The following is a 23,729-nucleotide window of genomic DNA, read 5'->3' on the forward strand; positions in this document are numbered from 1 at the left end:
ATTAAAGATTTAGATCAATATAGATGATGCCGGGGTCAGAAGCGGATAGCAATTTGTATGTAAACATACATTGTTATCTGCTTTTGACTCTTGCATTATATAGATATTTTACTATTGATTTGATACAATAGGACATAAGAGAGAATCGAAACCGGTTCTGTAAGAAATGGGGAGCGTGTATGTATAAGGTATTTTTGATCGAGGATGAGATTGTGATTCGGGAAGCACTGGAACGGATGATTCCATGGAATGAATATGGTTTTGAACTGGTGGGTAAGGCGAAGGATGGAGAGATCGCACTTCCTATGATCCGCAAGACAAAGCCGGATGTGTTGATCACGGATATCAAGATGCCGTTTATGGACGGACTTACGTTAAGCGGTATTGTAAAGAAGGAAATTCCGGAGATCCGCATTGTTATTGTCAGTGGTTATGACGATTTTGAATATGCCAGAAAAGCGATTGCTCTTGGCGTTGATGATTATTTATTAAAGCCGATTGCCAAAGCAGATTTTGTCCGTGTTCTGCAGAAGATCCAGAAGGACTTTGAAGAAAAGGGAAAGCAGCAGGATTATTATGAAAAATTTGAACAGGAAATTAAGAAATATGAAAACCACTCCCGGCGTGATTTTTTTGAGCTGCTGGTGACAAAGCACGCAGATCTGCCGGAGATTTATGACAGGGCAGAAAAGCTTTCCATTGACATTATGGCAGAAAGCTATAATCTGGTATTTTTCTCGCTGGCGGAAAGCCGGGATACGGATACGATCGATCAGGAATATTCCCAAAGGGCGGCAGATGTACAGAAGCAGATCGATGACACGCTGCAAAAGGAGAAAAATCTATATATGTTCCGGAATCAGACCTTCAGCTATGTACTGCTTTTGACCGGGGATGTGGAAAATATACAGGCACATACGGAGCACTGTGTAAAACTGCTTCAGGATATTCTGGAAAAGGACCAGAGCGGACTGGAGTGGATCGTATGTGCATCAAAGCCGGTGGAACGTCTCAGTCAGATGCCGGATTGCTATAAGGAGGGAATGCAGCTTTTTGCATATCGTTATTTTGGATATTCTCATGTGATATCCCAGGATATGGTTCCCATGGGCGAAAGTCAATCCCGGGATAATGAGATCGAGGATCTGGTCAGCGTGGACAGTAATGTTGTGAATCCGGCAATCGTTCAGAATTTTCTCTGCAATGGTCTGGAAAATGAAGTTGCCGGTTTTGTAGAAAATTATCTTCAGATGGTAGGAGAGTCCGCATTGAAATCAAAAATGTTTCGCCAGTACATTCTTTTGAACATTCATTTTTGTATTGTATCCTTTTTGCAGAAGCTGGGATATGAAAAGGATGTGGTAGATCATTCTCTGTTGGAAGCCTCCGGTATGGGGCGGCCGCTGGATCATGACAAAATTGCGGCAAGCATATCCGGTGCCTTAAAACAGGCAATTCAGCTGCGGGAAGAGAAAAGTAAAGGGAAATACCAGAATGTTTTGCAAAATGCCGTTCAATATATGGAAGAAAATTTTGCAGACGAGAATCTTACATTAAATACGGTGGCATGTGTGGCAAATGTCAGTGCTAACCATTTCAGTGCCATGTTTAGTCAAAAAATGGGACAGACCTTTATTGAATATCTGACGAGTCTGCGAATGAACCGTGCGAAGGAGCTTTTGCGCTGTACAGATAAACGATCCGGAGAAATTGCACTGGAGGTAGGATATAAGGATTCCCATTATTTCAGTTTTTTGTTCAAAAAAACACAGGGATGTACACCGAGTGAATATCGTAATCAGGGGGCAGTTTCGTGAAAAAGAGAAAGACAAAATATGAGGAATTAAACATAAATCAAAAAATACAATATCTGATCTGGAGCCTTGCACTGCCATTGCTGTTTTGTATTTTGCTGCTGGTGGCTTCTATGTGCATTTCCATCGGAAATTATTCTACGATCACCCATAATATGAATCTCAGCAGTGAATTCAGTCTGAGCTTTAAGGAAAATATGGATCTGAAAATGTACCATTATTGTGTGGGAAGCGCAGAACAGAAAACGCTTCCTGTGAAGGACGTGAACCGGGCGATCCGGTTGGCGGAAAAGCTGGAAAAAACGACGGTACGAAAGGAAAGCCGCAGAGCTATCGAGCTTGTGATCGCAGATTGTAAAAATCTGAAAAAGCGAATGCGTGCCATTGCGGAAACGAAAGGGTATGATTCCAGACAGATACAGCTCACCAATAATGTATATGTGCTTACGGAGCTGACACAGAAAGCAATGGGAGACTATATTTATTATGAGGCAGGATATCTGAAAAAGGTAGAAAATGATATGTTTGCCCGGATTCTTGCCGTGGGGATCATTCTGGGAATATTTGTGTTTGTGATCGTTGCATTGGTGGTAAAAAAATCCTTCCGGCTTGCCGGGGAGATTACAGATCCCATAGGTGGCGTCAGCGATAATGTCCGAAAAGTGGGACACGGAAATTTTGACATCATACCGGTGGAAACAAATGTGATCGAGGTAAAGGAACTGGACCGCGGTATTTTGAAAATGGCGGGGCGCATCCAGACTCTTCTGGAAAATGTTAAGGAGGAAGAACGGAAGCAGCATATGATCCAGCTGGAGCTTCTCCAGGCACAGGTAAATCCGCATTTTCTATATAATACTCTGGATACGATCGTATGGATGGTGGAGGCAGATATGCATGATGAGGCAATTGAGATGCTGACCCATTTGTCCGTCTTTTTCCGGACTGTTTTATCCAAGGGGGAGGATGTGATCTCGCTGCATGACGAGGTGTTACACACGAAAAGTTATCTGGAGATCCAGCAGATCCGTTACAGTGATATTCTTGATTATACCATCGAGCTGCCGCAGGACATGGAAGAGATCCGTCTGCCAAAGATGACATTGCAGCCGCTGGTAGAAAATGCGCTGTATCATGGAGTAAAGGAAAAAAGAGGAAAGAGCAGCATCTGGATCACTTTTGAGGATGCAGGCAGAGATATCGTCATTCAGGTGAAGGATGATGGGATCGGTATGACAGAGGATCGTCTGCGTGAGGTACAGGAGGGACTTAAGAACAACCAGAGCGTAGGCTTTGGAATGTCTGCAGTCGAGGGGCGTCTGAAGCTTTATTACGGAGAGGAATATGGTCTTGATATTTGTTCAAAATATCAGGAGGGTACTGTCATTCGTGTTAATATTCCGAAAAAATTTAACTTTTCGGATAAAAAAACAAACAAGATATAATCATTTGATAAAATATTAAACTTTTTGCATAAGTATCTTTATGGTAAAAAATAGAAAAAAATCTATAATAATACTTGTAAGCGACATACAAACTCAAATTAGGAGATAGAGGAGGAAAACAATATGAGAATTAAAAAAATTATATGTTCAGCATTATTAGTATCTTGTATGGTCTTTGCAATGACAGCATGTGGCTCCAAGAAGGCAGCCAAGACCGGAGGCGATGCAAAGAGCGGTAACATTACCGTAGGCTTTTCACAGGTAGGAGCGGAGTCAGACTGGCGGACCGCAAACTCCACTTCTATGAAAGAAACGTTCAGTGAAAAAAATGGTTACACATTAATTTTTGATGATGCACAGCAGAAGCAGGAGAATCAGATCAAAGCAATCCGAAACTTCATCCAGCAGGAGGTTGATTACATCGTACTTGCTCCGGTAACAGAAACCGGATGGGACACCGTACTTAAGGAAGCAAAGGATGCCGGTATTCCGGTAATCATCGTAGATCGTATGGTTAAAGTATCCGATGACAGTCTCTACACCGCCTGGGTTGGTTCAAACTTCGAACTGGAAGGCAAGAAAGCAGCAGCGTGGTTAAAGGCATACTTAGACAAGACAGGACGTGGCGATGAAGAGATCAATATCGTAGATATTCAGGGTACGATCGGTGCATCTGCCCAGATCGGACGTACAAAAGGACTTGAGGATGCCTGCAAGGAGAATAAAAACTGGAATCTGCTGGCAAAAGAGACAGGTGAATTTACACAGTCAAAAGGCCAGGAGGTTATGGAGTCTCTGTTAAAGAAGCACAAAGATGACATTGATGTTGTATATTGCGAGAATGATAATGAGGCATTTGGTGCCATTGATGCCATCACGGCAGCAGGTAAGACCGTTGGAACCGGCAAGGATGACATTCTGGTAATGTCCTTCGATTCTACTAAGACCGGTCTGACCGATGTAAAGGATGGAAAGATCATTCTTGATACCGAGTGTAATCCACTTCACGGTCCTCGTGTAGAGGAGATCATCAAGGCTCTGGAAAACGGTGAGACACCGGAGAAACAGCAGTATGTAGATGAAGAGATCTTCGCAGCAGTAAAAGATGTAGAAAGCGTAAATGCTGACGGAAAAGATTATGATGTCACAGTTGTTGATGACAAGGTGATCAAAGGCCGTGCATATTAATCTTTCATAATATAATCTCATAAAAAGCAACGCTAAAGTGTTTCAGGGATAGCGCAATATAGAAAGCAACACGAAGCTGTATTGCGCTATTTTTGTACCCTTTTTGGGCAGAAAGCAGGTGAAATCAATGGCTGAGAAAGCAATTTTGACAATGAAAGGCATTACAAAAACTTTCCCGGGCGTAAAGGCATTATCTAATGTAGATTTCAAATTATGTGAAGGCGACATTCATGCTCTGATGGGAGAGAATGGTGCCGGAAAGTCAACACTGATCAAGGTGCTGACAGGAATCTATCCTTTTGACGCCGGAGAGATCATAATGGATGGGAAACCGATGGTGAATAAATCCCCGCAGGATGCCCAGAACAATGGTATCAGTACCGTTTATCAGGAAGTAAACCTTTGTCCGAATCTGACGGTAGCAGAGAATCTGTTTATTGGCAGGGAGCCGAGAAAACTTGGAATGATCAACTGGAAGGAAATGAATGTACGCTCCCGTAAGCTGCTTCAATCTCTGGACATTGATGTGGCACCGACGACATTACTGGATGAATGTTCCATTGCGATCCAGCAGATGATTGCCATTGCAAGAGCAGTAGATATGGAATGCAAGGTATTGATCCTCGATGAGCCGACATCTTCTTTGGATGAAGAAGAAGTAGAAAAGCTGTTTGGTCTGATGAAAAAGTTAAAGGCAAAGGGTGTCGGCATTATCTTTGTCACACATTTCCTGGAGCAGGTTTATGAGGTGTGTGATAAGATCACGGTTCTTCGAAATGGCACACTGGTGGGTGAATATGATGTGGAAAATCTTCCGAGAGTTCAGCTGGTTGCCAAAATGATGGGAAAAGACTTTGATGATCTGGCGGATATCAAGAGCGACAGAGTCGGTTCGGTAAAAGAAGGAGAACCGGTTATCGAAGCAAACGGAGTTTCTCATCATGGAAGTATTAAGCCGTTCGATATGACCTTTAACAAAGGCGAGGTTGTTGGTCTCACCGGACTTCTTGGTTCCGGCCGTTCCGAGATGGTCCGGGCAATCTATGGAGCCGATAAGGCGGATACCGGTGAGGTAAAAGTGTTTGGCAAGAAAGCCAAAATTAACACGCCGCTCGATGCAATGAAAGCAGGAATGGCATATCTGCCGGAGGATCGAAAGAAGGACGGAATCCTTGCAGATCTGTCCGTCCGGGAAAATATTATTATTGCTCTTCAGGCAAAGCGCGGAATGTTCCATCCGATGAAACGAAAAGAGATGGAGGATGCAGCAACAAACTTTATCAATTTGCTGCAGATTAAAACAGCGAGTATGGAGACACCGATCAAAAGTCTTTCCGGAGGAAATCAGCAGAAGGTGATCCTGGGACGCTGGCTGCTGACAAATCCCAGATTTTTGATTTTGGATGAGCCAACCAGAGGAATTGATATTGGTACGAAAACAGAGATCCAGAAGCTGGTGCTTCGTCTGGCGGATGAAGGAAAATCCATTGCATTTATTTCTTCGGAGGTAGAGGAGATGCTTCGTACCTGCAGCAGAATGGCGGTTCTTCGTGACGGAAAGAAGGTCGGCGAGATTGAGGGCGACGATCTGACACAGGAGAAGATCATGGAGACCATAGCAGGAGGTGGAAAGTCCAATGAGTAATGAAAAGAAAAAATTTAATTGGAAAGCGATCACGCATCATCATTTATTTTTACCAATTGTCTGTCTGCTTGTTGTACTTTTAGTAAACGTCATAAAAACACCGGATTTCTTTGTGATCTCCATGAAAGGCGGGGTTCTTTACGGATATCTGGTGGACGTTGTAAATCGTGCTTCCGAACTGGTGATCGTGGCAATCGGTATGACACTTGTGACAGCAGCATCCGGAGGACAGGATATCAGTGTCGGTGCTGTTATGGCAGTTGCAGCGGCTGTATGCTGTCAGATTTTATCCGGTGGCCAGGTAACTACAGATCAGTTGATGAACTCTATGGCATTAGCCATTATCGCAGCAGTCATTGTAGCCGGTTTATGCGGTGCATTTAATGGATTTCTTGTGGCAAATCTTGGAATCCAGCCGATGGTTGCGACCCTGATCCTGTTTACTGCAGGTCGTGGTATAGCACAGCTTGTAACAAAAGGACAGATTACATATGTACGAGTAGATTCCTTTAAGGTAATGGGAGGTTATATTGGAAAATGTCCGGTACCTACCCCAATCTTCTTTGCAATAGCAACGATCATAATAGTAAATATTGTTTTAAAGAAAACGGCTCTTGGTCTTTATATTGAAAGTGTAGGTATCAATGGTTCCGCATCCAGACTGGTAGGTCTCAATTCTACGATGATCAAGTTTTTGACCTATGTGATCTGTGGTGTACTGGCAGGTGTAGCAGGCATTGTGGCATCCAGCCGTATCTATTCTGCTGATGCAAACAATATCGGATTAAATCTTGAGATGGATGCGATCCTTGCCGTTGCTCTTGGCGGCAATGTACTGAGTGGTGGTAAATTCAGCATTATGGGATCTGTGATCGGTGCATATACCATTCAGGCATTGACAACAACTCTTTACGCAATGGCAGTATCCGCAGATCAGCTCCCGGTTTACAAAGCAATCGTTGTTATCATTATTGTTGTCATCCAGAGTCCGGTATTCCGTAGAAATATGGAAGCCTGGAAGCAGAAAAGAGCTTTGAAAAACAAAGCGTTGGAAGGTGGTCATTGATATGGAAAAGAAAAAGACAAAAAAGAAAATTAATAGCAGCACATTCCTGTTGATGATTACTATCGTATTATTTGCAGTAATGTATATTGCAGGAATGATTATTTTCAACGATAAAGGTTTTGCAAAGCCTCAGATGTTTATGAATCTGTTCATCTCGAATGCAGGACTTATCGTGATCGGATGTGGTATGACTCTTGTAATGATCACCGGAGGAATTGATATTTCCGTTGGTTCCGTGACCGCTCTTGTATGTATGTCTGCCGCATATGCCATGGAAAACAAAGGAATGAGTGCGGTGGCAGCCGTTGCCATCTCTCTTTTGATCGGAATATTATTCGGCATCGTACAGGGTTATCTGGTAACTTATCTGGAAATTCAGCCGTTTATCGTAACATTGGCGGGTATGTTCTTTGGCCGCGGACTGACGGCGGTGATCAGTACAGATATGATCGCCATTCAGAATAAAACATTTCTGAAGTGGGCAAACTACCGCATCAATCTTCCGTTTGGTACATATAACCGGAGAGGAGTATTTATTCCGGCATACATATATCCCACCGTTATTATCGCACTGGCGGTTGTCATTCTGATCACGCTTATGCTGAAATTTACAAAATTTGGCCGAAGCCTTTATGCGATTGGCGGTAATCAGCAGAGTGCCGTAATGATGGGACTCGACGTGAAGAAAACGAAAATGAAGGCTTATGTGCTGGATGGTTTTCTGGCAGGTCTCGGAGGCTTCCTGTTCTGTCTGAACAGCTGTGCCGGATTTGTTGAGCAGGCAAAGGGTCTTGAGATGGATGCCATTGCCTCTGCCGTAATCGGTGGTACACTCCTCAGCGGTGGTGTTGGAACCGTTGTTGGAACCTTGTTTGGTGTACTGATCAATGGTACGATTTCCAGTCTGATCACCACACAGGGAACCTTATCAAGCTGGTGGGTAAGAATTACACTGTCAGCACTGCTTTGTTTCTTTATCGTATTACAGGCTGTGATCGCAGCAGTAAAACGTAAGAAAAAGAAAAAATAATGGAAATAAATAATATGCCGGAAGAGGGCTGCTATACGATGTATGGCGGCCTTTTTTCAGGATATAGGAAAATCTCTAAAAGGCTGTCAGAAGAATGATATACTTCTTTTAAAGGATCTGCTAAAGTAAATTCAGAATTGATCATATTAGAGCAGGCAGAGTATTACTCTGCCTGTTTTAGTGTATGTTCGAAAATCAGGACAGCCAGAACAGCGGTAAGAGCCTCGGCGATCCAGAAGGCATGCCATACGCCCACAGCACCGAGAAAACGACTGGTGATAAAGGCGATCGGAATGATCAATACCGCATAGCGGCATAAGGAGATGATCAGTGAGGAAAGCCCTTTGCCTAATGCTTCCAAAGCACCGGAAGCGGTGACGGAAAGGGAGGATGTGATAAAGCCTGCACTGATAATACGAAGAGCCAGAGCACCGGAGCGGATCGTGTCCGGATTGTTCGAAAAAAGTCCCATGAGCTGCTGAGGAATTGTCAGACAAAGCAGCATACCGCCAAGCAGGATCAGAAAAACGATGATCAGAGCATCTTTAAAAATATTGCGTACACGCACATGTTCCCCGGCACCGTAATTGTAGCTCAGCAAAGGACGCATTCCCTGAATAACGCCATTTGCGGTAAGATACAGGAATGTCTGTAGTTTATAGTAAACACCCAGGATAAAAACATAAGTCTGGGAATATGCCGTCAGAATGACATTGAGGGAAGAAATCAGCAGGGACGGAAGCGCCAGATTCAGGGAAGCAGGAATGCCGATGGCATATAGCTTACGGCATATCCGGCGGTCAGGACGAACGCAGTCACGGCGGATCCGGACAGATAGTGGACGGCAGAAATAAATGACAACGTAGGACAGAGCACTGATGGTCTGGCCGAGTCCTGTGGCAAGGGCGGCCCCTTTAATCTCCATGCGTGGAAAAGGTCCAAGTCCGAATATCAGGATCGGATCCAGGATAATATTGGCAATACACCCAATCATCATGCAAACCATGGAAACAGCCATGCGTCCCACTGCTTGAAACACCTTTTCGAAGACGAGCTCCCAGGCGAACATGACGGAAAAAGCAAATACAATATGGGAATATTGCAGTCCCAGTTGGATCGTCGTTGTATCAGAGGTGAACAGTTTTAAAAATGGATGGATCGTCAGCAGGCAGAATACCATTAAAAGGATTCCGTGAATTGTACTGAGGATGACACCCTGCGTTGCGGCGCGGTCTGCTTTTTCCTGATTCTGCGCACCAAGATAAAAGGAGATCACGGCATTGATCCCGACCCCAAATCCAATCATCACGGCATTGATCAGATTCTGCATAGGATACACCAGAGATAATGCGGTCATGGCATCTTCACTGATCTTTGCCACAAAAAAGCTGTCCACAATATTGTAAAGAGAGTTTACCAGCATAGAAATGACCATAGGCAGTGCCGTGGTCAGAAGCAGCCGGAGCACCGGCTGGGTTTTCATATAAGTCTGATCTGTGTTTTTCATCATAATCTTTCTTCCTTTCCTGTGAAATGAAAAAACAGTGTTTACCTTTTTGCGATATGTTTCCCGGCATTTTTCTATGAACGAAAAACGCCACATGACCGGATGGCCATGCGGCGAAAAGTAAATGTGCTTACACATTTAGAAAAATCCACATAAGTTTTAGAACGGGTTCTATACTAACATATGAAACAGGGAATGTCAAAAATAAATATCAAAAAAAATCAAAAAAAATTAAAAAACTGAAGGTTTTTGTAAAATCCACTCGTTTGTATATAATGAGAGGGGTGAGAAAGGAGGTGGTGAGACTTGACGGACAATTCCATACAGACAGCGCAGCTGGAAAGAGCTCTGGAAAAATATGAGAGACTGATCTTTTCCATCTGCTATCGTATGGTGGGTGATTATTTTGAGGCGCAGGATGCGACACAGGAAACATTTCTTACATATTACAAAGTGCTGGACCGCTTTGACGGACAGAATGAGAAAGCATTTTTGACAAAGATTGCGACGAATAAATGTCTGGACTTTTTGAAGCAAAAGGGAAGGAAAGAAATGCCTTCGGAATCGGAGGTATTGGAAAGCAGGGCCGGGACGGTTTCATCACCGGAGGAAAGGTTCCTGGAGGAGGAAGTGAAGGATGAGCTTGCAAAAGCATGCCGCGATCTGAAGCCTCCCTACGGGCAGATTGCCTACGAATTTTATTGCTGCGACAGGACCGCGCGCGAGATCGCAGAGCAGAAGGGAATCAAATTAAAGACAGTGCAGACGCAGGTTTTGAGAGCCAGGAAAATGCTTCAGAAAAAGCTGGGGCCAAAGATAGTCAGACCATGAAAGGAGGGAAGTGTGAAAAATACTACTGATGCAGCATTTTTCACACGGCTATTTGCTTCTGAGTGAAGGCAAATAGCTTTGATGGCAGAAGTGAAATCGCCTGCACGAATTTCACTTCGCCACTTTGCGATAAACGCTCAGAAAGAGAGGAATATTATGGCACATATTACAGATCAGCAGGTCACGAAATATTATCAGCATGAGTTGACGGCAAAGGAAGAAATAAAAATATTGCAGCATGCAGCACAGTGCGAATACTGTGCCGGAAGATTGGCGGCAGGCCTCCCGGAGATAGAAATGATATCGCTGCCACGGGGAGTAACAGCAGGAATTTTGGAAAAAGCAGCAAAGATTCCTGACCGGAGGCAGAAACAGAGAGAATATTACCGGTATTGCACCAGAGTGGCACTGGGAGTCTGCATGGCACTGGGACTTATGGTGGCGGCAAATTTCCAGGGAAATGTGGATCTGCCGGTAACGACCCGGCCACATATCATTTCAGGCTGGGAGACATCCGTTTCCGGGGATGATCCGGAGAAGATCATATCAAAGCAAGATTCTGAAAAGCTTGCTTACCAACAGGAATTAGCGGAGGAAAAGCAGAAACAGAAGGAGCAGAGAGAAAAGTTTGTAGAAAAAAGGCAGCAGGAAAGTAAGAGGGAAATCAGTAACTGGTTTCTGAAAAAGAAGAAATAAATTTATCTGTTTTAAATTTAAGAAAATATTAGAAATTAGGAGGATCATTATGAAACGAAAAAGAGGACCGTTTATGACATTTATTCTATCCTGCATTCCGGGAGCCGGACAGATGTATCTGGGATTTTTTAAGGAGGGCGTCAGTCTGATGCTGCTTTTTATCGGAGTTCTGGTATTATCAAGCTGGCTGTATGTGGATGTACTTGGCTTACTGGCAATCGTTGTCTGGTTTTACGCATTTTTTGACGCAATAAACAAAAATTCCATGCCGGATGAGGAGTTTGCGGCATTGGAGGATCATTATGTATTGCTGGAAAATGTTCAGGAGCTGCCGAGATTATCTGTGGGCAGGGGGAGAAAATTTGCAGCTGTATTTCTAATTTTGTTTGGAATTTATCTGTTGGGAAATGATGTCGTGGCAATTATGGCACAGTGTGGCATTTACCTTTCCTATGAGCTGAGCCGGATTCTGACCCGTTATATTCCGCAGATGTTGATCTCATTCTTGATCATTGGACTTGGTATTAAAATGATCCTTGGCAAAAAATCAGATCTGCAGGATGACGATGATAAATATCTGGAAGGGAGAGAGGACGAATGAGAGAGCGCAGGATTGGAACGATTACTATGGGAGTTTGTCTGGTAGTATTCGGTGTACTGTTTTTGGTACATATCTTTGGAGGTTTTTTGAATTATGAATTAATCTTTCATTTATGGCCGTTGATTTTGATCGGTCTGGGAATGGAAATATTATTTTACACCTGTATCGCATCAGGCAAAGCAGAAAAATATGATTTTGCCGCGATCATTGTAATATTTCTTTTGACGGGATTTTCCATGTGTATGGCAGGGGCAGACTGGGTCATAACAAATGTTGGGCAGGATGTATGGTTTAATTCCACGGGATATGGTTTTTAGATTGCAGGATCAGGTGCAGTCCGGACGGTCACAGAGCTGAATAAATTTTTTGCTTTTATTGCAGCATTTTTAAAAAAAGCGTGTCTATATAGGTAGATGCGTTTTTTTAGTGTATAAGAAAATGCTTGTAGCGTAGAGGGAAGCCAACGAGAATTGCGAAGCAATTCTTGGAGGGCAAAACGCTGGTTTTGCCCTTTTTTATTAACAGGAAACGTGCAGTTTTTTGTAAAGACGCTTTATTCTAATATATGACAAAGGGGGATTTTCAGATGAAGTATTGGAGGAGAAAGCAGTTTTTGGCAGTGCTCATGGTATTTTCTTTGATCGGGACGGCAGGATGCGGCAGAGTATCGGGAACCGGCCCAAATGGCAGAGGTGTGGAGGAGAAGGAGTCTGCGGTTCCGGAGGAAAACGGAGGTAAAGCAACGCCAGTGAATTCTTCAGAGAGTAAAGGAGGGACAGAAATCCGTGTAAATGATGAAGATGAAATCACGGAATCCGATTTCAAAAAGCAGTATCAGTCTTACTGCGAGGCGTCGATTTCGAAATTCCTACAGTTAAATTGGGGAGAGAATCCCGGACAGGGAACCGTATTGTACTCTCCGGTAAATCTTTATATGGCATTGGGAATGCTGTCGGAGATGGGAGATGGAGAGACGAGACTACAGTTACAGGACGGCTTAAGCGGCCTGGATGAGGAGGCGGCAGTGAAGAATCATATGTGTGTTTCTTCTGAGGAGCAGCAGCGAAAAGGAAATGGAAGGCAGACTATGATACGGCAGACTTCTCAATGGCTGTACGGCAAAGCAGCCTCCGGTGTCTGCTCATTTGGAAATTCAGTCTGGTTCAGCGACCGGTATGATTTTTCTGACCGGATAAAGGATATTCTGGAGAACAACTATGATGCAAAATATGACTCTGGCAGAATGGGAGATCCGGCTTTTGATGAAAAGATACAGAAGTGGCTGGATCATCAGACAGGAGGAAAGCTTCGGAAGAAGATTTCTTCCAACATAAAAACAAAGCCGGATATGGCAATGCTGCTTTTGTCTGCTGCTAATTTTAAGGATGAATGGGAGGAACCCATATTTGACCGGAAAGATACAGGAAAGGATACATTTTATGGACGTAATTATTATACCTGTGGAAATACCACTGAGGAGGAAAAGCTGGATAAGGTGACATGTGATTTTATGAATACCTCCTGGAATGGTCTTTGTGTAGAGAACAAACACTTTCAGGCAGTATCTATCCCTATGAAGAATACACGGATGACACTGGTGCTCCCAAGGAAAGGGATATCTTTTGATAAGGTGAGCAGTACAGAGCGTATAAAAGAAATTATAGAGCTGTGTGATCCGGAGAGTCCAAAATGGAAGCAGGGTCTTGTAAAGCTGTCCCTCCCGAAGCTCCAATTTCAGTCGGATCTGGACCTTATCCCGATGCTGCAGGAAATGGGGATTAAGGATGCTTTTCAGGTGGAAAACGCAGACTTTGGACGTGTCTGGAAGGAGAAAGAACCGGAGACATCGGTACCGGATCTCTATGTAAGCAAGGCGAGACAAGCGGGGGCGGTAAAGGTTGACGAGAATGGCTGTAGTGTGGCATCCTATACAGAGATTGCAATAACGGAATCCATGATGATTCCCGACATACAGATGACAATGAAGTGCAACCGGCCATTTATTATTATTGTGTCGGATGAAAAGGGGATTCCATTGTTTGTTGGGGCAGTGAGCCGGATTGAGTGACCGGAGTTATAAGGAATGACTGGTCAGAATCTATGGTATATTACAGAACATAAGGTCAGAGGATAGCGTTTGGGCGAAACATTATACAGGAAGGGGGGATGCGCAGATATGGAGAAACGTATGGAAGATGAAAAGATCATACAGCTGATCTGGGACAGAGAAGAGCAGGGGCTTAGGGAATTATCTGATAAATATAATAACTACTGTTATAGTATATCGTATCGGATTGTCCATGATGAAGAGGATGCCATGGAGTGTGTTAACGATACATGGTTTCGGACATGGAATGCCATCCCGCCGAAACGGCCGGCAGTATTGCCCGGTTTTCTGGCAAAGATTGTTCGAAATCTGTCGTTAAACAGATACAGACATATGCATACAGAACGAAGAGGGGGAAATAGTGTGGATATTGCTCTGGAAGAATTACAGGAATGTGTCTCCGATGGCAGGACAGTGGAGGAGCAGATAGAACTTCGGGAATTATCAACAAGTATTGCAAAATTTTTAAACCGGCAGTCTGAGAGAAACCGGGCGATATTTCTGCAAAGATATTTCTATATGATGCAGACGAAGGAGATCGCAGAAAAGCTTGGAATAAGGGAAGGGACTGTGAGATCAATACTCAGCCGGATGCGTAAAGATCTGCGGGGATGGCTGGAGAAGGAGGCGGTTTATCTGTGAAGAAACAGGATAGAGATAAAAGGGCAGAACAGATTGCAGATGCCATTGGAGAGTTGCCGGAACAGATGATCTGTGATGCTTTGGAGTTTGAAAAAATAAGGAGGAAACAGAAACGGAAACGGAGACATCGCATAGAGGCTTTCGGTGGTCTGGTGGCGGCAGCAGTCATATGTATTATTGTACTGTATGGAAGTGATCACACATTGATATCAGGACGGACGGCAGATATAGATAAGACAGAAGAAAAGACTGCGTTAAAAGCCTCTGATCAGATGCAGTCTGCCTCACAGGAGGAGCTGGATATCTGGTGCATGGCTTCCGGACCGGAAGATGAAGTAACCGTATATTCTGATTGTCAGGATGAAAGCTCTGATGAAAATGCAGATGTGAAAAAAGAGAGAGGTACAGATAATCAGAAAGAAAGCCGGGGAGAGTCTAAAGATAAAGAGACAGCTCCGATGCCGGAAAAGAATACATCGGATAACGATCCGGTTTCTGCCGGAGAACAGCTTCAGGCAGGAGAAAGACAGCTTCTCCATACCAATATTATAGGCAAAGGGGAGAATAAAAAGGTACAGTTTACATTACAGTTTGGGGAAACAGATAACCGGATCAGCTATACATTAAAGGCTTCCGGGTTATCTATGGAGCTGATCGCAGAAAATGATAAAGAACAAAAGAAGATTATATTACAGGGAAATAAGAAATCAAAGATAACCTGCGTATCCGGTACGCAGATTGGCTGCTCTCTTCGATCTGCAGATATAACGGATAAAACAGTATCGCCATCTATTTCTGTTTCAAAGAAAAACAACAAGACAGGGGAGAGGATAAAAGGGGAGATAAAAGTGGAACAAAGAGGCGGAAAGTATTATTTGTATTTGACGGAGCAGTAATGGTAATCCCGGAAATTTTCCGATAAAACATGCGTTGTTTTCTGTAAAGAAAATAAAAGCTTCCCGTATCCAGGTTTGGAATAGGGGAAGCTTTTTGTCAGATAATATAAAACCAGGTCTCATCAGGATCAACAGGTTCGTTGACTGTCTTCTTACCTTGGTGATATTTTAATTCCTGATTCTTGATATTTACCTTTGTTCCGGCAGGGATAGAGGTTGTGATAAAGACATTACTTCCAATCACGCAGTTTTCGCCGATAATGCTGTCTCCACCCAAAATAGAGGCACCGGCGTAGATGGTGACATTATCGCCGATCGTAGGGTGGCGTTTCTTGCCTTGCAGCTTCTGGCCGCCGCGGGTAGAAAGAGCTCCCAGTGTAACACCCTGATAAATTTTGACGTTATTTCCTATGGTTGTAGTCTCTCCGACAACAATGCCGGTTCCGTGATCAATAAAGAAATATTCGCCAATCGTGGCACCCGGATGAATGTCAATGCCGGTGGTGCTGTGTGCGTATTCTGTCATAATACGTGGGATCAGAGGCACATTTAACAGGAACAGCTCATGGGCGAGACGGTTAATGGTGATTGCCTGAAGTCCCGGATAAGACAGGATTACCTCTTCTTTGGAGTAGGCGGCAGGATCGCCGTCGAAAGCAGCCTGCAGATCCGTCTCCAGAAGGGCGCGTACCTTTGGTAATGTGTGGAAAAAATCCACGGTCAGACGTTGTGCTTCTACATGAAGCTCACAATCATCTGCATTCTCGTAGTTTGGAGAATATTTTAACGCCAGTTCGATCTGTTTATTCAGACGAAACAGTGTATCCTCAATCAAAACGCGGGTGCTGTTTTCCATGATATATATTTTGTGGGAGGTATCCCGGAAATATCCCGGATACATAATCTTCATCAGGTTGTCAATGATCTTGATGATCACAAAACGATCCGGCTGGGTAAATAGTTTCATTTTGTCGATGGAACGATCATGGGTGTAGTCCTTTAATATGGTATCAACAATGTCATTTACGTTATTTTCAATAATTTTATCCATTTGAGTCCTCGTTTCTGTGTATGAGATCCGAAAGTGGTCTTACACGTTTTATTTAAAATATATATTTGGTTTTACCAATTTATGATGCGGGAAGTTTGAGTTTATTGTTGTAATACTTACAGTTTGATCTGGTCCAGATCCCTCATCCACATTGCCACGGAAGCATCGCTGGGCATGCGCCAGTCGCCTCGCGGAGAAAGAGCGACACTTCCGACCTTCGGACCGTCCGGAAGACAGGAACGCTTGAACTGCTGGGAGAAAAATCTCCAGTAGAAGGTGCGGAGCCATTTGTAGATCGTATCCTTATCGTAAGCCCCCCGGAAGGTATAACAGGCGAGACGATAGATTTTGGAAGGAGTGTAACCAAAACGCATCATATAATAGAGATAAAAGTCATGCAGCTCGTATGGACCTACCAGATCCTCTGTTTTTTGTGAGATTTCTCCATCCTTTGGAGGGAGAAGCTCCGGGCTGACCGGGGTATCCAGAATATCAAGCAGCACGGCACGGAGTTCCTCGTCATCGGTGGTTTCAGCGTAATATAGAACGAGATAGCGTACCAGCATTTTCGGAATGGAGCAGTTGACGCCGTACATAGACATATGATCTCCGTTATAGGTTGCCCAGCCGAGAGCCAGTTCTGACATGTCTCCGGTACCGATCACCATACCGTTTGCCTGATTGGCGATGTTCATAAGGATCAGGGTGCGCTGGCGTGCCTGGGAGTTCTCGTAGGTAACGTCATGAACTTCCGGATCGTGACCGATATCGCGAAAATGCAGATTTACCGCTTCGTGAATTGGGATTTCCTGCAGGGAAGCTCCAAGCTTTTCTGTCAGTGTACAGGCATTTTTCATGGTACGGTCTGTGGTTCCAAAGCACGGCATGGTAATAGCTTTGATGCCGGTACGGTCGAGTCCTAAAAGGTCAAATGCCCGTGCAGTGACAAGAAGTGCCAGTGTCGAGTCAAGACCACCGGATATGCCAAGAACAGCACTTTTACAGTGGGTGTGAGCCAGACGTTTTTTCAGTCCCATTGCCTGGATATTAAAAATTTCGTTGCAGCGGCGGTCACGGTCTGCTTTGGCACTTGGAACAAACGGGGTGCGGGAGTAGAAGCGTGTCAGCTTTGTTTTATTCAGATTCCGGAAGGAAAAGTGACATACTTTGTAACCGGCCTGGGCAGGCGGTGTGATCTCGAAAGTTCCCATACGGCGGCGTTCACTTACAAGACGCCCAAGATCCAGCTCAGACATCGTCATTTCATTATGAAAGCGTTCAGACTGTGACAGGATACTGCCGTTTTCTGCAATCAGATTATGACCTGCAAAAACAAGATCTGTTGAGGATTCTCCCTCTCCGGCATCTGCATAAATATATCCGCAGATCAGGCGGGCAGACTGGTTACTTACCAGTTCCCGGCGGTAAATTTCCTTGCCGGTGGTTTCGTCACTGGCTGAAAGATTTGCAATCACCGTAGCCGACGCCAGGGCATGATGGCATGATGGAGGAATCGGCATCCATAGATCCTCGCAGATATCAATGCCGAGGACAAAGTCCGGCAGATTGTCCGCTGCAAACAGAAGCTTTGCCCCGAAAGGAATCTGTCTGCCATGGGTGCCCAGAGCCGGAATGTCTACAGCCTCATTTTCGGCAGGTGCCGGTGCAAAATGTCTGGCTTCATAAAACTCGGAGTAGTTTGGAATGTGCTGTTTTGGCACAAGTCCCAGAACCTCTCCCTGATAAATCACAGCCGCAATATTATACAGCCGGGCATTAAAAAGGAAAGGAAGTCCCACAACGATCAGCATGTCATGGGTCCGGGACGCAGAACGGATCTGTTCCAGACCCTCCAGACAGCCCTCCAGAAGGATATTTTGCAGAAAGAGATCATTACAGGTATATCCTGAGATACAAAGCTCCGGGAAGACCAGAAGCCGGACATCTTCTTTTCCGGCAAGCCCAATGCATTGAATGATCTGCTCTGTGTTGTAGGCAGTATTACCGACTTCGATATCCGGTGTGACTGCTGCGACCTTGATAAATCCATCTTTCATAAGAATGTCATCCTTTCCTGAATAAATAAACGATTATTACTAATTATACCCAAAAGAGCGGAAAAAGCAATCACTGTCCAACGGGAAGGCGTTATTCGATGGCGGGCGGAACAGACGGGGGAAGTAGGTGTTTTCCACAGGAGAGAATTGTGTTATGATAATGCTGTTGTTTTGCAAATAATGTGCCTGCGGACTAAGGTTTGCGGGCAGAGAAAGAAATGTAGGAATATGATGGATATTTTATATCAGTTATTTTATACCGTATTTTCCATGAGCTGTATGGCTCTGGTACTGCTTCCGGTGGTGTTGCTTTTCCGGTTTGTATTTCGTGGACATTCCGGCAAAATCACTATGGCTTTATGGGGAATCTTGTTTTTGCGGGCGGTCTGTCCGTTGGGAATGAGCAGCCCGGTTTGCCTGTATGATCCGTGGAACCGGCAGTTTCATACTTTACTGCGTTCGCTGGGGTTAGAGATTTCACCGGATCAAGGACTGTTAACCGGCTGGAGATATGTATTTCAAGGGAATATCAGCGCATCAGCCACCTATCGGAGTTGTGTGTTGATCTGGCTTGGTGGAATGATACTTTTACTTCTTGGGACCACAGGAAAGCAGCTGCGGCTTGAGCGAAAATTGAAACAGCATTCCCGGTGTCTGTTTGACAGGATCTATCAGTCCGGACTAATCGCATTTCCGGTCAGGACAGGGATTGTTAAGGGCAGGATCTATCTGCCGGATGGACTTCTGGCAAAGGAAATGAAGGACATTATAGCATATGAACAGCTCCGGAAGCGGCGGAGAGACGATCTGTGGAGAAGATTTGCCTTTCTGGTATGTTGTATTCACTGGTGGAATCCGGGAATATGGCTGGCGTATTATCTGTTCTGGCGCGACCAGAATATGGCATGTGATGCAGTGTTTGTCCAAAAAACAGGAATGGAACCGGCTCAGTGTGCGCAGGTGCTGGCAAACATGAAAAAGGATAAGGAACGACAAATATCATTTTCTTTGGAGAGCGGTTATGAGGGAGACTTGTTCCGCCGGGCGGAAAATCTGTTATATCTGAAAAAAAGACCGTTATGGCAGAATGGTGTGGCGGCATTTCTTGTGACATTATTCGTTTTCTGGGCATTTGCTTTGTCAGCTTTTCATAGTGGAAAGGGAAATGATCAACCTCCGAAGAAGCTTTTTGACAGTACACAGAAAAGGAGTGTGGCGGACCGTGTCATTGCGGGCTGCGATGTACAGGTGTCCAGTGGGAGCGCTGTACGTCTGTCTCTTGTTGTATCGAAGGGAACATATCAGAAAGGAGAAGGATACCGGGGTACCTGTCAGCTTCAGCTGAATGGAACACAGGGGAAACAGACAGTGTCCCTTGATCTGAATAAAATATTTTCTGACAGAGAGACTCTGTATTTTAATGAAAATGTTTCTTTGGAAACTGCAGATTATAATGAGGATGGCAATCCGGAGCTTGCGGTTGGACAAAAGGCGGCAGCAAAGGGAAAAACGGGATACGATTTTTATATTATTGATATCAGGAAGAATGATCTGGAGGTCGTCAGTCCGGCGATTCATTTTGAGCACGTTACAGCATTGCAGGAAGGCTCTATGGTGTTGTCCTATGTGCAGGGGGCCGGAGGAGTCATTACGGTTACGGAGAATGATGAGACGATTTATTATGTCTGGAACACGCAGACAGAGCGGTATGAGCAGCAGGAGATGACCGAGGAACAGCTGGAAAAGCGATGTAGCGAGAAAAGTGCAGGCACGCAGAAAGCGCAGACACGATATTCGCTCACGGGTGATAAAGGCAGGGAAGTGATGGATGTGGCTGTGAGTGAGCAGGAAAATGGAGGGCTGTCCGTGAAAAAGCTTCGGATCAATCCGGATGGACTGGATCAGAGAACCGGGACAAAAACCATGACAGATGTGGAGGGCTATTATCTGGATCTGCAGTGGGCTCCGGCCGATAAAGATCAGAAGAGATATGCGCTGCTTACTTATAATGGAACCAACGGCAGAACTTTTTCTCTGTACGATATAAAAGAACAAAGGCTGTGTTACCGTCCGCAAAATGGTAATGAAGCATTGCAAAAGATTTTTCGGAAATATGGTGCTTCCGATGATATTACCTTTGAAAAAAACGGAGCCGTGGTATATTCCCTGATGGAGATTGATGATAACGATACATTAAAGGTGAACTTCGCAGCCAGCGCAAAGGATGATGTGGCAGTTAAGGGAACATATCTGTACAGTCTGTCATCGGGAGAAGAAACATCTCTGCAGTACAGTCGTGAATAATGACAGATAAAAAGAATCCTTGGGCAGACTTATGGGATGTCGCCAAACTCATTCTTGCAGAGATACGGTATATGCGGTATATTAAATATAAATATATTGATATGAAGAGGAGGTGTTTCCGTGGTTACAAGATCAGCGGAGTTATTTAGTGAGGCGCCTCGATGCACACAGTGTGGGAGAATTCTTCCTGATGTTTATGAGGAGGATGATATCTGCCCGGTCTGCAAGGAAGCAAACCTGTTTGCAGAGGTGAAGGATTTTATACGGGAGAATGATGTTCGGGAAATGGACGTGGCGGAGCATTTTGATATCCCGGTATCAAAGGTGAGAAAGTGGATCAGAGAAGGCCGGATACAGTACAAGGGAGAAGCAGGACAGTCCATATCCGGTGTTCATTGTCAGATTTGTGGAAAACCCATCGAATTTGGTACATTATGCCCGGAATGTCATAGAATGCAGGGATTGCAGATCGTAGCGAAGCAGTATGCAGAGCAGAAGTCAGAGATGCGTTTCTTTAATAAAAACAAATAATCGGGCGGGGTTCAGACTGTATTCGGGGACAGGCTGCACCAGGCAGATTTTAATCCTGCAATAGTACAAAAAAGACAACGGGAATTGTGATCAGGGCGAGAAAATTGGAGATCAGAGCCATGGATGCACCGATTGTCGTGTCGCTGTCGTAGGCGGCCGGAATCACAATGGTATTTAAGCCCAGCGGCATGGCATAGGCGCAGATCAATACATGACGGACATCCGGAGCCAGCCGGATCAACCGGGCAAGCAGAGCAAAGAGAACAGGCATAAAGAGCAGCCGGTAAAGAGCGACGACATAGATTTTTCCGGCAGAAAGCAGGCTACGCAGAGGATAACCGCCGATGATAAAACCTGTAAGGATCATAGCGACAGGAGCCATACAGGCACTTCCGGAAGCAATGACGGCGGGAAGCGGTGCCGGCAGAGGAAGCTGCGTGATACCAAGGAGCACTCCGAGCAGGGAGGCGAGATTGATGGGACCAAACCATTTCTGACGCCAGGATAATTCGCCGTTATCCGGCATCAGCCAGGAAATACCGATACTGTTCAAAAACAGATTGATCGGCAGGGTAAACATCAGATAGTCAAAAAGAATATCGTTTCCAAAGATGCCTTCCACGACGGCATTCCCCATAAAAGCAATATTTGCGACCACAAAAGAGTAGCGGTAGATACCGCGCTCTTCTTTTTTTGTGGCAAAAACCGGAGTCAGAAGTAAAGACAGACCAAGGGCGATGGCCAGGGAAAGGAGGCTGTAAAGCAGAAAGGACATTTTTTCCGTAAGATTTTCAACCGTACACCGGGTTATAAAAGTATTTAGTACAAGACAGGGCATAAATATCAGATTTTCCAGCTTTGATAATACAGAACTGGAATTTTCAGGAATCCATTTCTTCTTTCGCAGCACATATCCCAGAAGCATAAATAAAAACATATAAAGCATTTGTTGAAATGCGGATAAAAATACGTCCATAACACACCATCCATATTTTAATTCTTTTTTAATCTAAAAATAGTATGGTAGATATTGAAAAATTCATACGGACAAATTATCAAAAAAATGACATAAATTTCCAACATTTATGCCATTTTTACAGATTAATATCATATCGTTGACACGATAGAAGAGGAGTACACAGCAATGGATCACAGAAAAATTTTATATCTACATATAGGAATGCCAAAGACGGGGACAAGTTCTCTGCAGGTGTTTTTAATGCAAAATGAAGAGGCGCTGGCGCAGTATGGAGTCGCATATCCTATGATGCCGGGAAGATATCCGATGATTTCACCAAGCCGAAATGCCCATTTTCTGATTGGAAAGCTTACGGATGAGCAGGGGCGGGAGGATCCGGCACAGACAGAAAATATGATAAAAAAATCCTTTGAACTGCTGGATCAGACCTTTAAAAAAGCAGATAAGGTGATTCTCAGTGATGAGGCAATCTGGAATGTATATAAGCCGGATAAGCCGGACTGTCTGCGATTGATCCGGACATTTTGTGAAGAAAGAAATATAGAAATTAAATTGATCGTTTATCTGCGCCGCCAGGATTATTATCTGGAGTCGTACTGGAAACAGCAGATTCGTAAACGCGGCGTGACATGGACATGGAAAAAGATGGTAAAAAAGACGCCAAAATATATTGTCCTGAATTATTATGAGCATCTCAAAGAACTGGCAGAAGAAATAGGCCGTAAAAATATGATTGTTCAGTCCTATCATGAAGAAAATTTTGATCTGTGCGTTGAATTTCTGCATCTCCTTGGTATCCGGCATACGGAAATATTTCAACCGTTAGAGACAAAGGCAAATCTCAGTCTGAATAATAATTATGCGGAGATCAAACGGATTTTGAATCGTATTCTTTCAGAGGATCCGGAGCAATGGGGACGGGAGCAGAAATGGCTGGGAAAAATTGTGGTGGATTGTTCCAGAGAAGAAAAAAGGCAGTATGAAAGTTCTATGTTTTCCACAGAAGATCGTCAGAAATATATGGAGAATTTCCGGGAGATCAATCACCGGATTGCTCAGGAATATCTGGGATGTGAAGATCTTTTTGAAGAAAATGAGGAAAAGAACCGGACGCTTCCCAAGTGGACACCGGACAATTCCTTTCAATATGAGGATACGGTTCTTTTTTTTGGCAAGGCATTGCTGGATATGAAAAGAGAGCTGGAGCTGCAGCGTGCAGAAGTAAAACAGCTGGAAGCAGGAAAAAGAGGCGTTGTACGGAAGGTTGTTGATAAATGCCGCACGATAGTACGATAAAAAGGAAACGTCGGCAGGCCGATAAAAAAGAATGAAAATCCCT

20 protein-coding genes are annotated in these 23,729 nt (G+C 44.3%); 16 read left to right on the top strand and 4 right to left on the bottom strand.

Going from position 1 to position 23,729, the window contains the following annotated elements:
- The first annotated feature begins 179 nt into the window (after positions 1-179).
- The 6 genes from H8704_RS09190 (at position 180) to H8704_RS09215 (ending at position 8,188) form a co-directional block, all read left to right on the top strand.
- Positions 180-1,817, top strand: coding sequence for a response regulator transcription factor (locus H8704_RS09190; RefSeq protein WP_118678248.1), 1,638 nt, complete (start codon positions 180-182; stop codon positions 1,815-1,817).
- On the top strand, positions 1,814-3,259 hold the full coding sequence (locus H8704_RS14270; RefSeq protein WP_249298064.1) for a sensor histidine kinase: 1,446 nt from the start codon (positions 1,814-1,816) through the stop codon (positions 3,257-3,259). Before H8704_RS09190 ends, H8704_RS14270 begins: the two co-directional genes overlap by 4 nt.
- Before the next feature lie 129 nt (positions 3,260-3,388).
- Positions 3,389-4,447: an ABC transporter substrate-binding protein gene (locus tag H8704_RS09200; RefSeq protein ID WP_118678304.1), complete on the top strand. Its 1,059-nt coding sequence runs from the start codon at positions 3,389-3,391 to the stop codon at positions 4,445-4,447.
- A 127-nt stretch (positions 4,448-4,574) separates the two neighbouring features.
- Positions 4,575-6,092 carry a sugar ABC transporter ATP-binding protein gene (locus H8704_RS09205; protein ID WP_118678254.1) on the top strand — a complete coding sequence of 506 codons (1,518 nt, stop codon included), beginning with the start codon at positions 4,575-4,577 and terminating at the stop codon, positions 6,090-6,092.
- Positions 6,085-7,158, top strand: coding sequence for an ABC transporter permease (locus H8704_RS09210; protein ID WP_249298065.1), 1,074 nt, complete (start codon positions 6,085-6,087; stop codon positions 7,156-7,158). The genes H8704_RS09205 and H8704_RS09210 overlap by 8 nt, the downstream gene beginning before the upstream one ends.
- 1 nt (position 7,159) lies before the next feature.
- Positions 7,160-8,188, top strand: a complete 1,029-nt coding sequence (locus H8704_RS09215) for an ABC transporter permease subunit (protein WP_022464185.1) — start codon at positions 7,160-7,162, stop codon at positions 8,186-8,188.
- 163 nt (positions 8,189-8,351) lie between these two features.
- Here the strand turns inward: H8704_RS09215 and H8704_RS09220 are convergent, their stop codons facing one another.
- Complete coding sequence (locus tag H8704_RS09220) at positions 8,352-9,698, bottom strand: MATE family efflux transporter (RefSeq protein WP_249298066.1); 1,347 nt, start codon at positions 9,696-9,698, stop codon at positions 8,352-8,354.
- A gap of 303 nt (positions 9,699-10,001) precedes the next feature.
- Here H8704_RS09220 and H8704_RS09225 point away from each other — a divergent pair, with 303 nt between their 5' ends.
- From H8704_RS09225 to H8704_RS09255, 7 genes are all read left to right on the top strand, one after another.
- On the top strand, positions 10,002-10,526 hold the full coding sequence (locus H8704_RS09225; protein WP_118678260.1) for an RNA polymerase sigma factor: 525 nt from the start codon (positions 10,002-10,004) through the stop codon (positions 10,524-10,526).
- A 156-nt stretch (positions 10,527-10,682) separates the two neighbouring features.
- Complete coding sequence (locus H8704_RS09230) at positions 10,683-11,222, top strand: hypothetical protein (RefSeq protein WP_249298067.1); 540 nt, start codon at positions 10,683-10,685, stop codon at positions 11,220-11,222.
- A gap of 49 nt (positions 11,223-11,271) precedes the next feature.
- Positions 11,272-11,823, top strand: coding sequence for a hypothetical protein (locus H8704_RS09235; RefSeq protein ID WP_249298068.1), 552 nt, complete (start codon positions 11,272-11,274; stop codon positions 11,821-11,823).
- Complete coding sequence (locus H8704_RS09240) at positions 11,820-12,140, top strand: LiaI-LiaF-like domain-containing protein (protein ID WP_249298069.1); 321 nt, start codon at positions 11,820-11,822, stop codon at positions 12,138-12,140. Before H8704_RS09235 ends, H8704_RS09240 begins: the two co-directional genes overlap by 4 nt.
- Positions 12,141-12,409: 269 nt before the next feature.
- On the top strand, positions 12,410-13,891 hold the full coding sequence (locus tag H8704_RS09245) for a serpin family protein (RefSeq protein WP_249298070.1): 1,482 nt from the start codon (positions 12,410-12,412) through the stop codon (positions 13,889-13,891).
- Positions 13,892-13,999: 108 nt separating this feature from the next.
- Complete coding sequence (locus tag H8704_RS09250; RefSeq protein ID WP_249298071.1) at positions 14,000-14,572, top strand: RNA polymerase sigma factor; 573 nt, start codon at positions 14,000-14,002, stop codon at positions 14,570-14,572.
- Positions 14,569-15,468 carry a hypothetical protein gene (locus tag H8704_RS09255; RefSeq protein ID WP_249298072.1) on the top strand — a complete coding sequence of 300 codons (900 nt, stop codon included), beginning with the start codon at positions 14,569-14,571 and terminating at the stop codon, positions 15,466-15,468. Before H8704_RS09250 ends, H8704_RS09255 begins: the two co-directional genes overlap by 4 nt.
- Before the next feature lie 97 nt (positions 15,469-15,565).
- Here H8704_RS09255 and epsC read toward each other — a convergent pair whose 3' ends face one another.
- A complete protein-coding gene (gene epsC, locus H8704_RS09260; RefSeq protein ID WP_249298073.1) occupies positions 15,566-16,519 on the bottom strand; it encodes a serine O-acetyltransferase EpsC in 954 nt (317 codons plus the stop codon).
- A gap of 116 nt (positions 16,520-16,635) precedes the next feature.
- Entirely contained in the window at positions 16,636-18,576 is a 1,941-nt protein-coding gene (locus H8704_RS09265) for an NAD(+) synthase (protein WP_249298074.1), read from the bottom strand.
- Positions 18,577-18,804: 228 nt separating this feature from the next.
- On the opposite strand from H8704_RS09265, the gene H8704_RS09270 reads away from it, so the two are divergent.
- Entirely contained in the window at positions 18,805-20,880 is a 2,076-nt protein-coding gene (locus tag H8704_RS09270; RefSeq protein WP_249298075.1) for a M56 family metallopeptidase, read from the top strand.
- 120 nt (positions 20,881-21,000) lie between these two features.
- Entirely contained in the window at positions 21,001-21,411 is a 411-nt protein-coding gene (locus H8704_RS09275) for a hypothetical protein (RefSeq protein WP_118678278.1), read from the top strand.
- A gap of 49 nt (positions 21,412-21,460) precedes the next feature.
- Here H8704_RS09275 and H8704_RS09280 read toward each other — a convergent pair whose 3' ends face one another.
- Positions 21,461-22,387 carry an AEC family transporter gene (locus H8704_RS09280; protein WP_249298076.1) on the bottom strand — a complete coding sequence of 309 codons (927 nt, stop codon included), beginning with the start codon at positions 22,385-22,387 and terminating at the stop codon, positions 21,461-21,463.
- A gap of 168 nt (positions 22,388-22,555) precedes the next feature.
- Between H8704_RS09280 and H8704_RS09285 the strand changes: the two genes are divergently transcribed.
- Positions 22,556-23,686, top strand: coding sequence for a hypothetical protein (locus H8704_RS09285; RefSeq protein WP_022464168.1), 1,131 nt, complete (start codon positions 22,556-22,558; stop codon positions 23,684-23,686).
- Positions 23,687-23,729: the final 43 nt, after the last annotated feature.

Source organism: Jutongia huaianensis (assembly GCF_014384985.1).
Taxonomy (GTDB): domain Bacteria; phylum Bacillota; class Clostridia; order Lachnospirales; family Lachnospiraceae; genus Jutongia; species Jutongia huaianensis.

Coding starts and splice junctions, on each gene's coding strand:
- H8704_RS09215 (WP_022464185.1), top strand. CDS start 7,160: ATGGAAAAGAAAAAGACAAAAAAGAAAATTAATAGCAGCACATTCCTG.
- H8704_RS09220 (WP_249298066.1), bottom strand. CDS start 9,698: ATGATGAAAAACACAGATCAGACTTATATGAAAACCCAGCCGGTGCTC.
- H8704_RS09235 (WP_249298068.1), top strand. CDS start 11,272: ATGAAACGAAAAAGAGGACCGTTTATGACATTTATTCTATCCTGCATT.
- H8704_RS09250 (WP_249298071.1), top strand. CDS start 14,000: ATGGAGAAACGTATGGAAGATGAAAAGATCATACAGCTGATCTGGGAC.
- H8704_RS09230 (WP_249298067.1), top strand. CDS start 10,683: ATGGCACATATTACAGATCAGCAGGTCACGAAATATTATCAGCATGAG.
- H8704_RS09265 (WP_249298074.1), bottom strand. CDS start 18,576: ATGAAAGATGGATTTATCAAGGTCGCAGCAGTCACACCGGATATCGAA.
- H8704_RS09285 (WP_022464168.1), top strand. CDS start 22,556: ATGGATCACAGAAAAATTTTATATCTACATATAGGAATGCCAAAGACG.
- H8704_RS09240 (WP_249298069.1), top strand. CDS start 11,820: ATGAGAGAGCGCAGGATTGGAACGATTACTATGGGAGTTTGTCTGGTA.
- H8704_RS09190 (WP_118678248.1), top strand. CDS start 180: ATGTATAAGGTATTTTTGATCGAGGATGAGATTGTGATTCGGGAAGCA.
- H8704_RS09280 (WP_249298076.1), bottom strand. CDS start 22,387: ATGGACGTATTTTTATCCGCATTTCAACAAATGCTTTATATGTTTTTA.
- H8704_RS09205 (WP_118678254.1), top strand. CDS start 4,575: ATGGCTGAGAAAGCAATTTTGACAATGAAAGGCATTACAAAAACTTTC.
- epsC (WP_249298073.1), bottom strand. CDS start 16,519: ATGGATAAAATTATTGAAAATAACGTAAATGACATTGTTGATACCATA.
- H8704_RS09270 (WP_249298075.1), top strand. CDS start 18,805: ATGATGGATATTTTATATCAGTTATTTTATACCGTATTTTCCATGAGC.
- H8704_RS09210 (WP_249298065.1), top strand. CDS start 6,085: ATGAGTAATGAAAAGAAAAAATTTAATTGGAAAGCGATCACGCATCAT.
- H8704_RS09245 (WP_249298070.1), top strand. CDS start 12,410: ATGAAGTATTGGAGGAGAAAGCAGTTTTTGGCAGTGCTCATGGTATTT.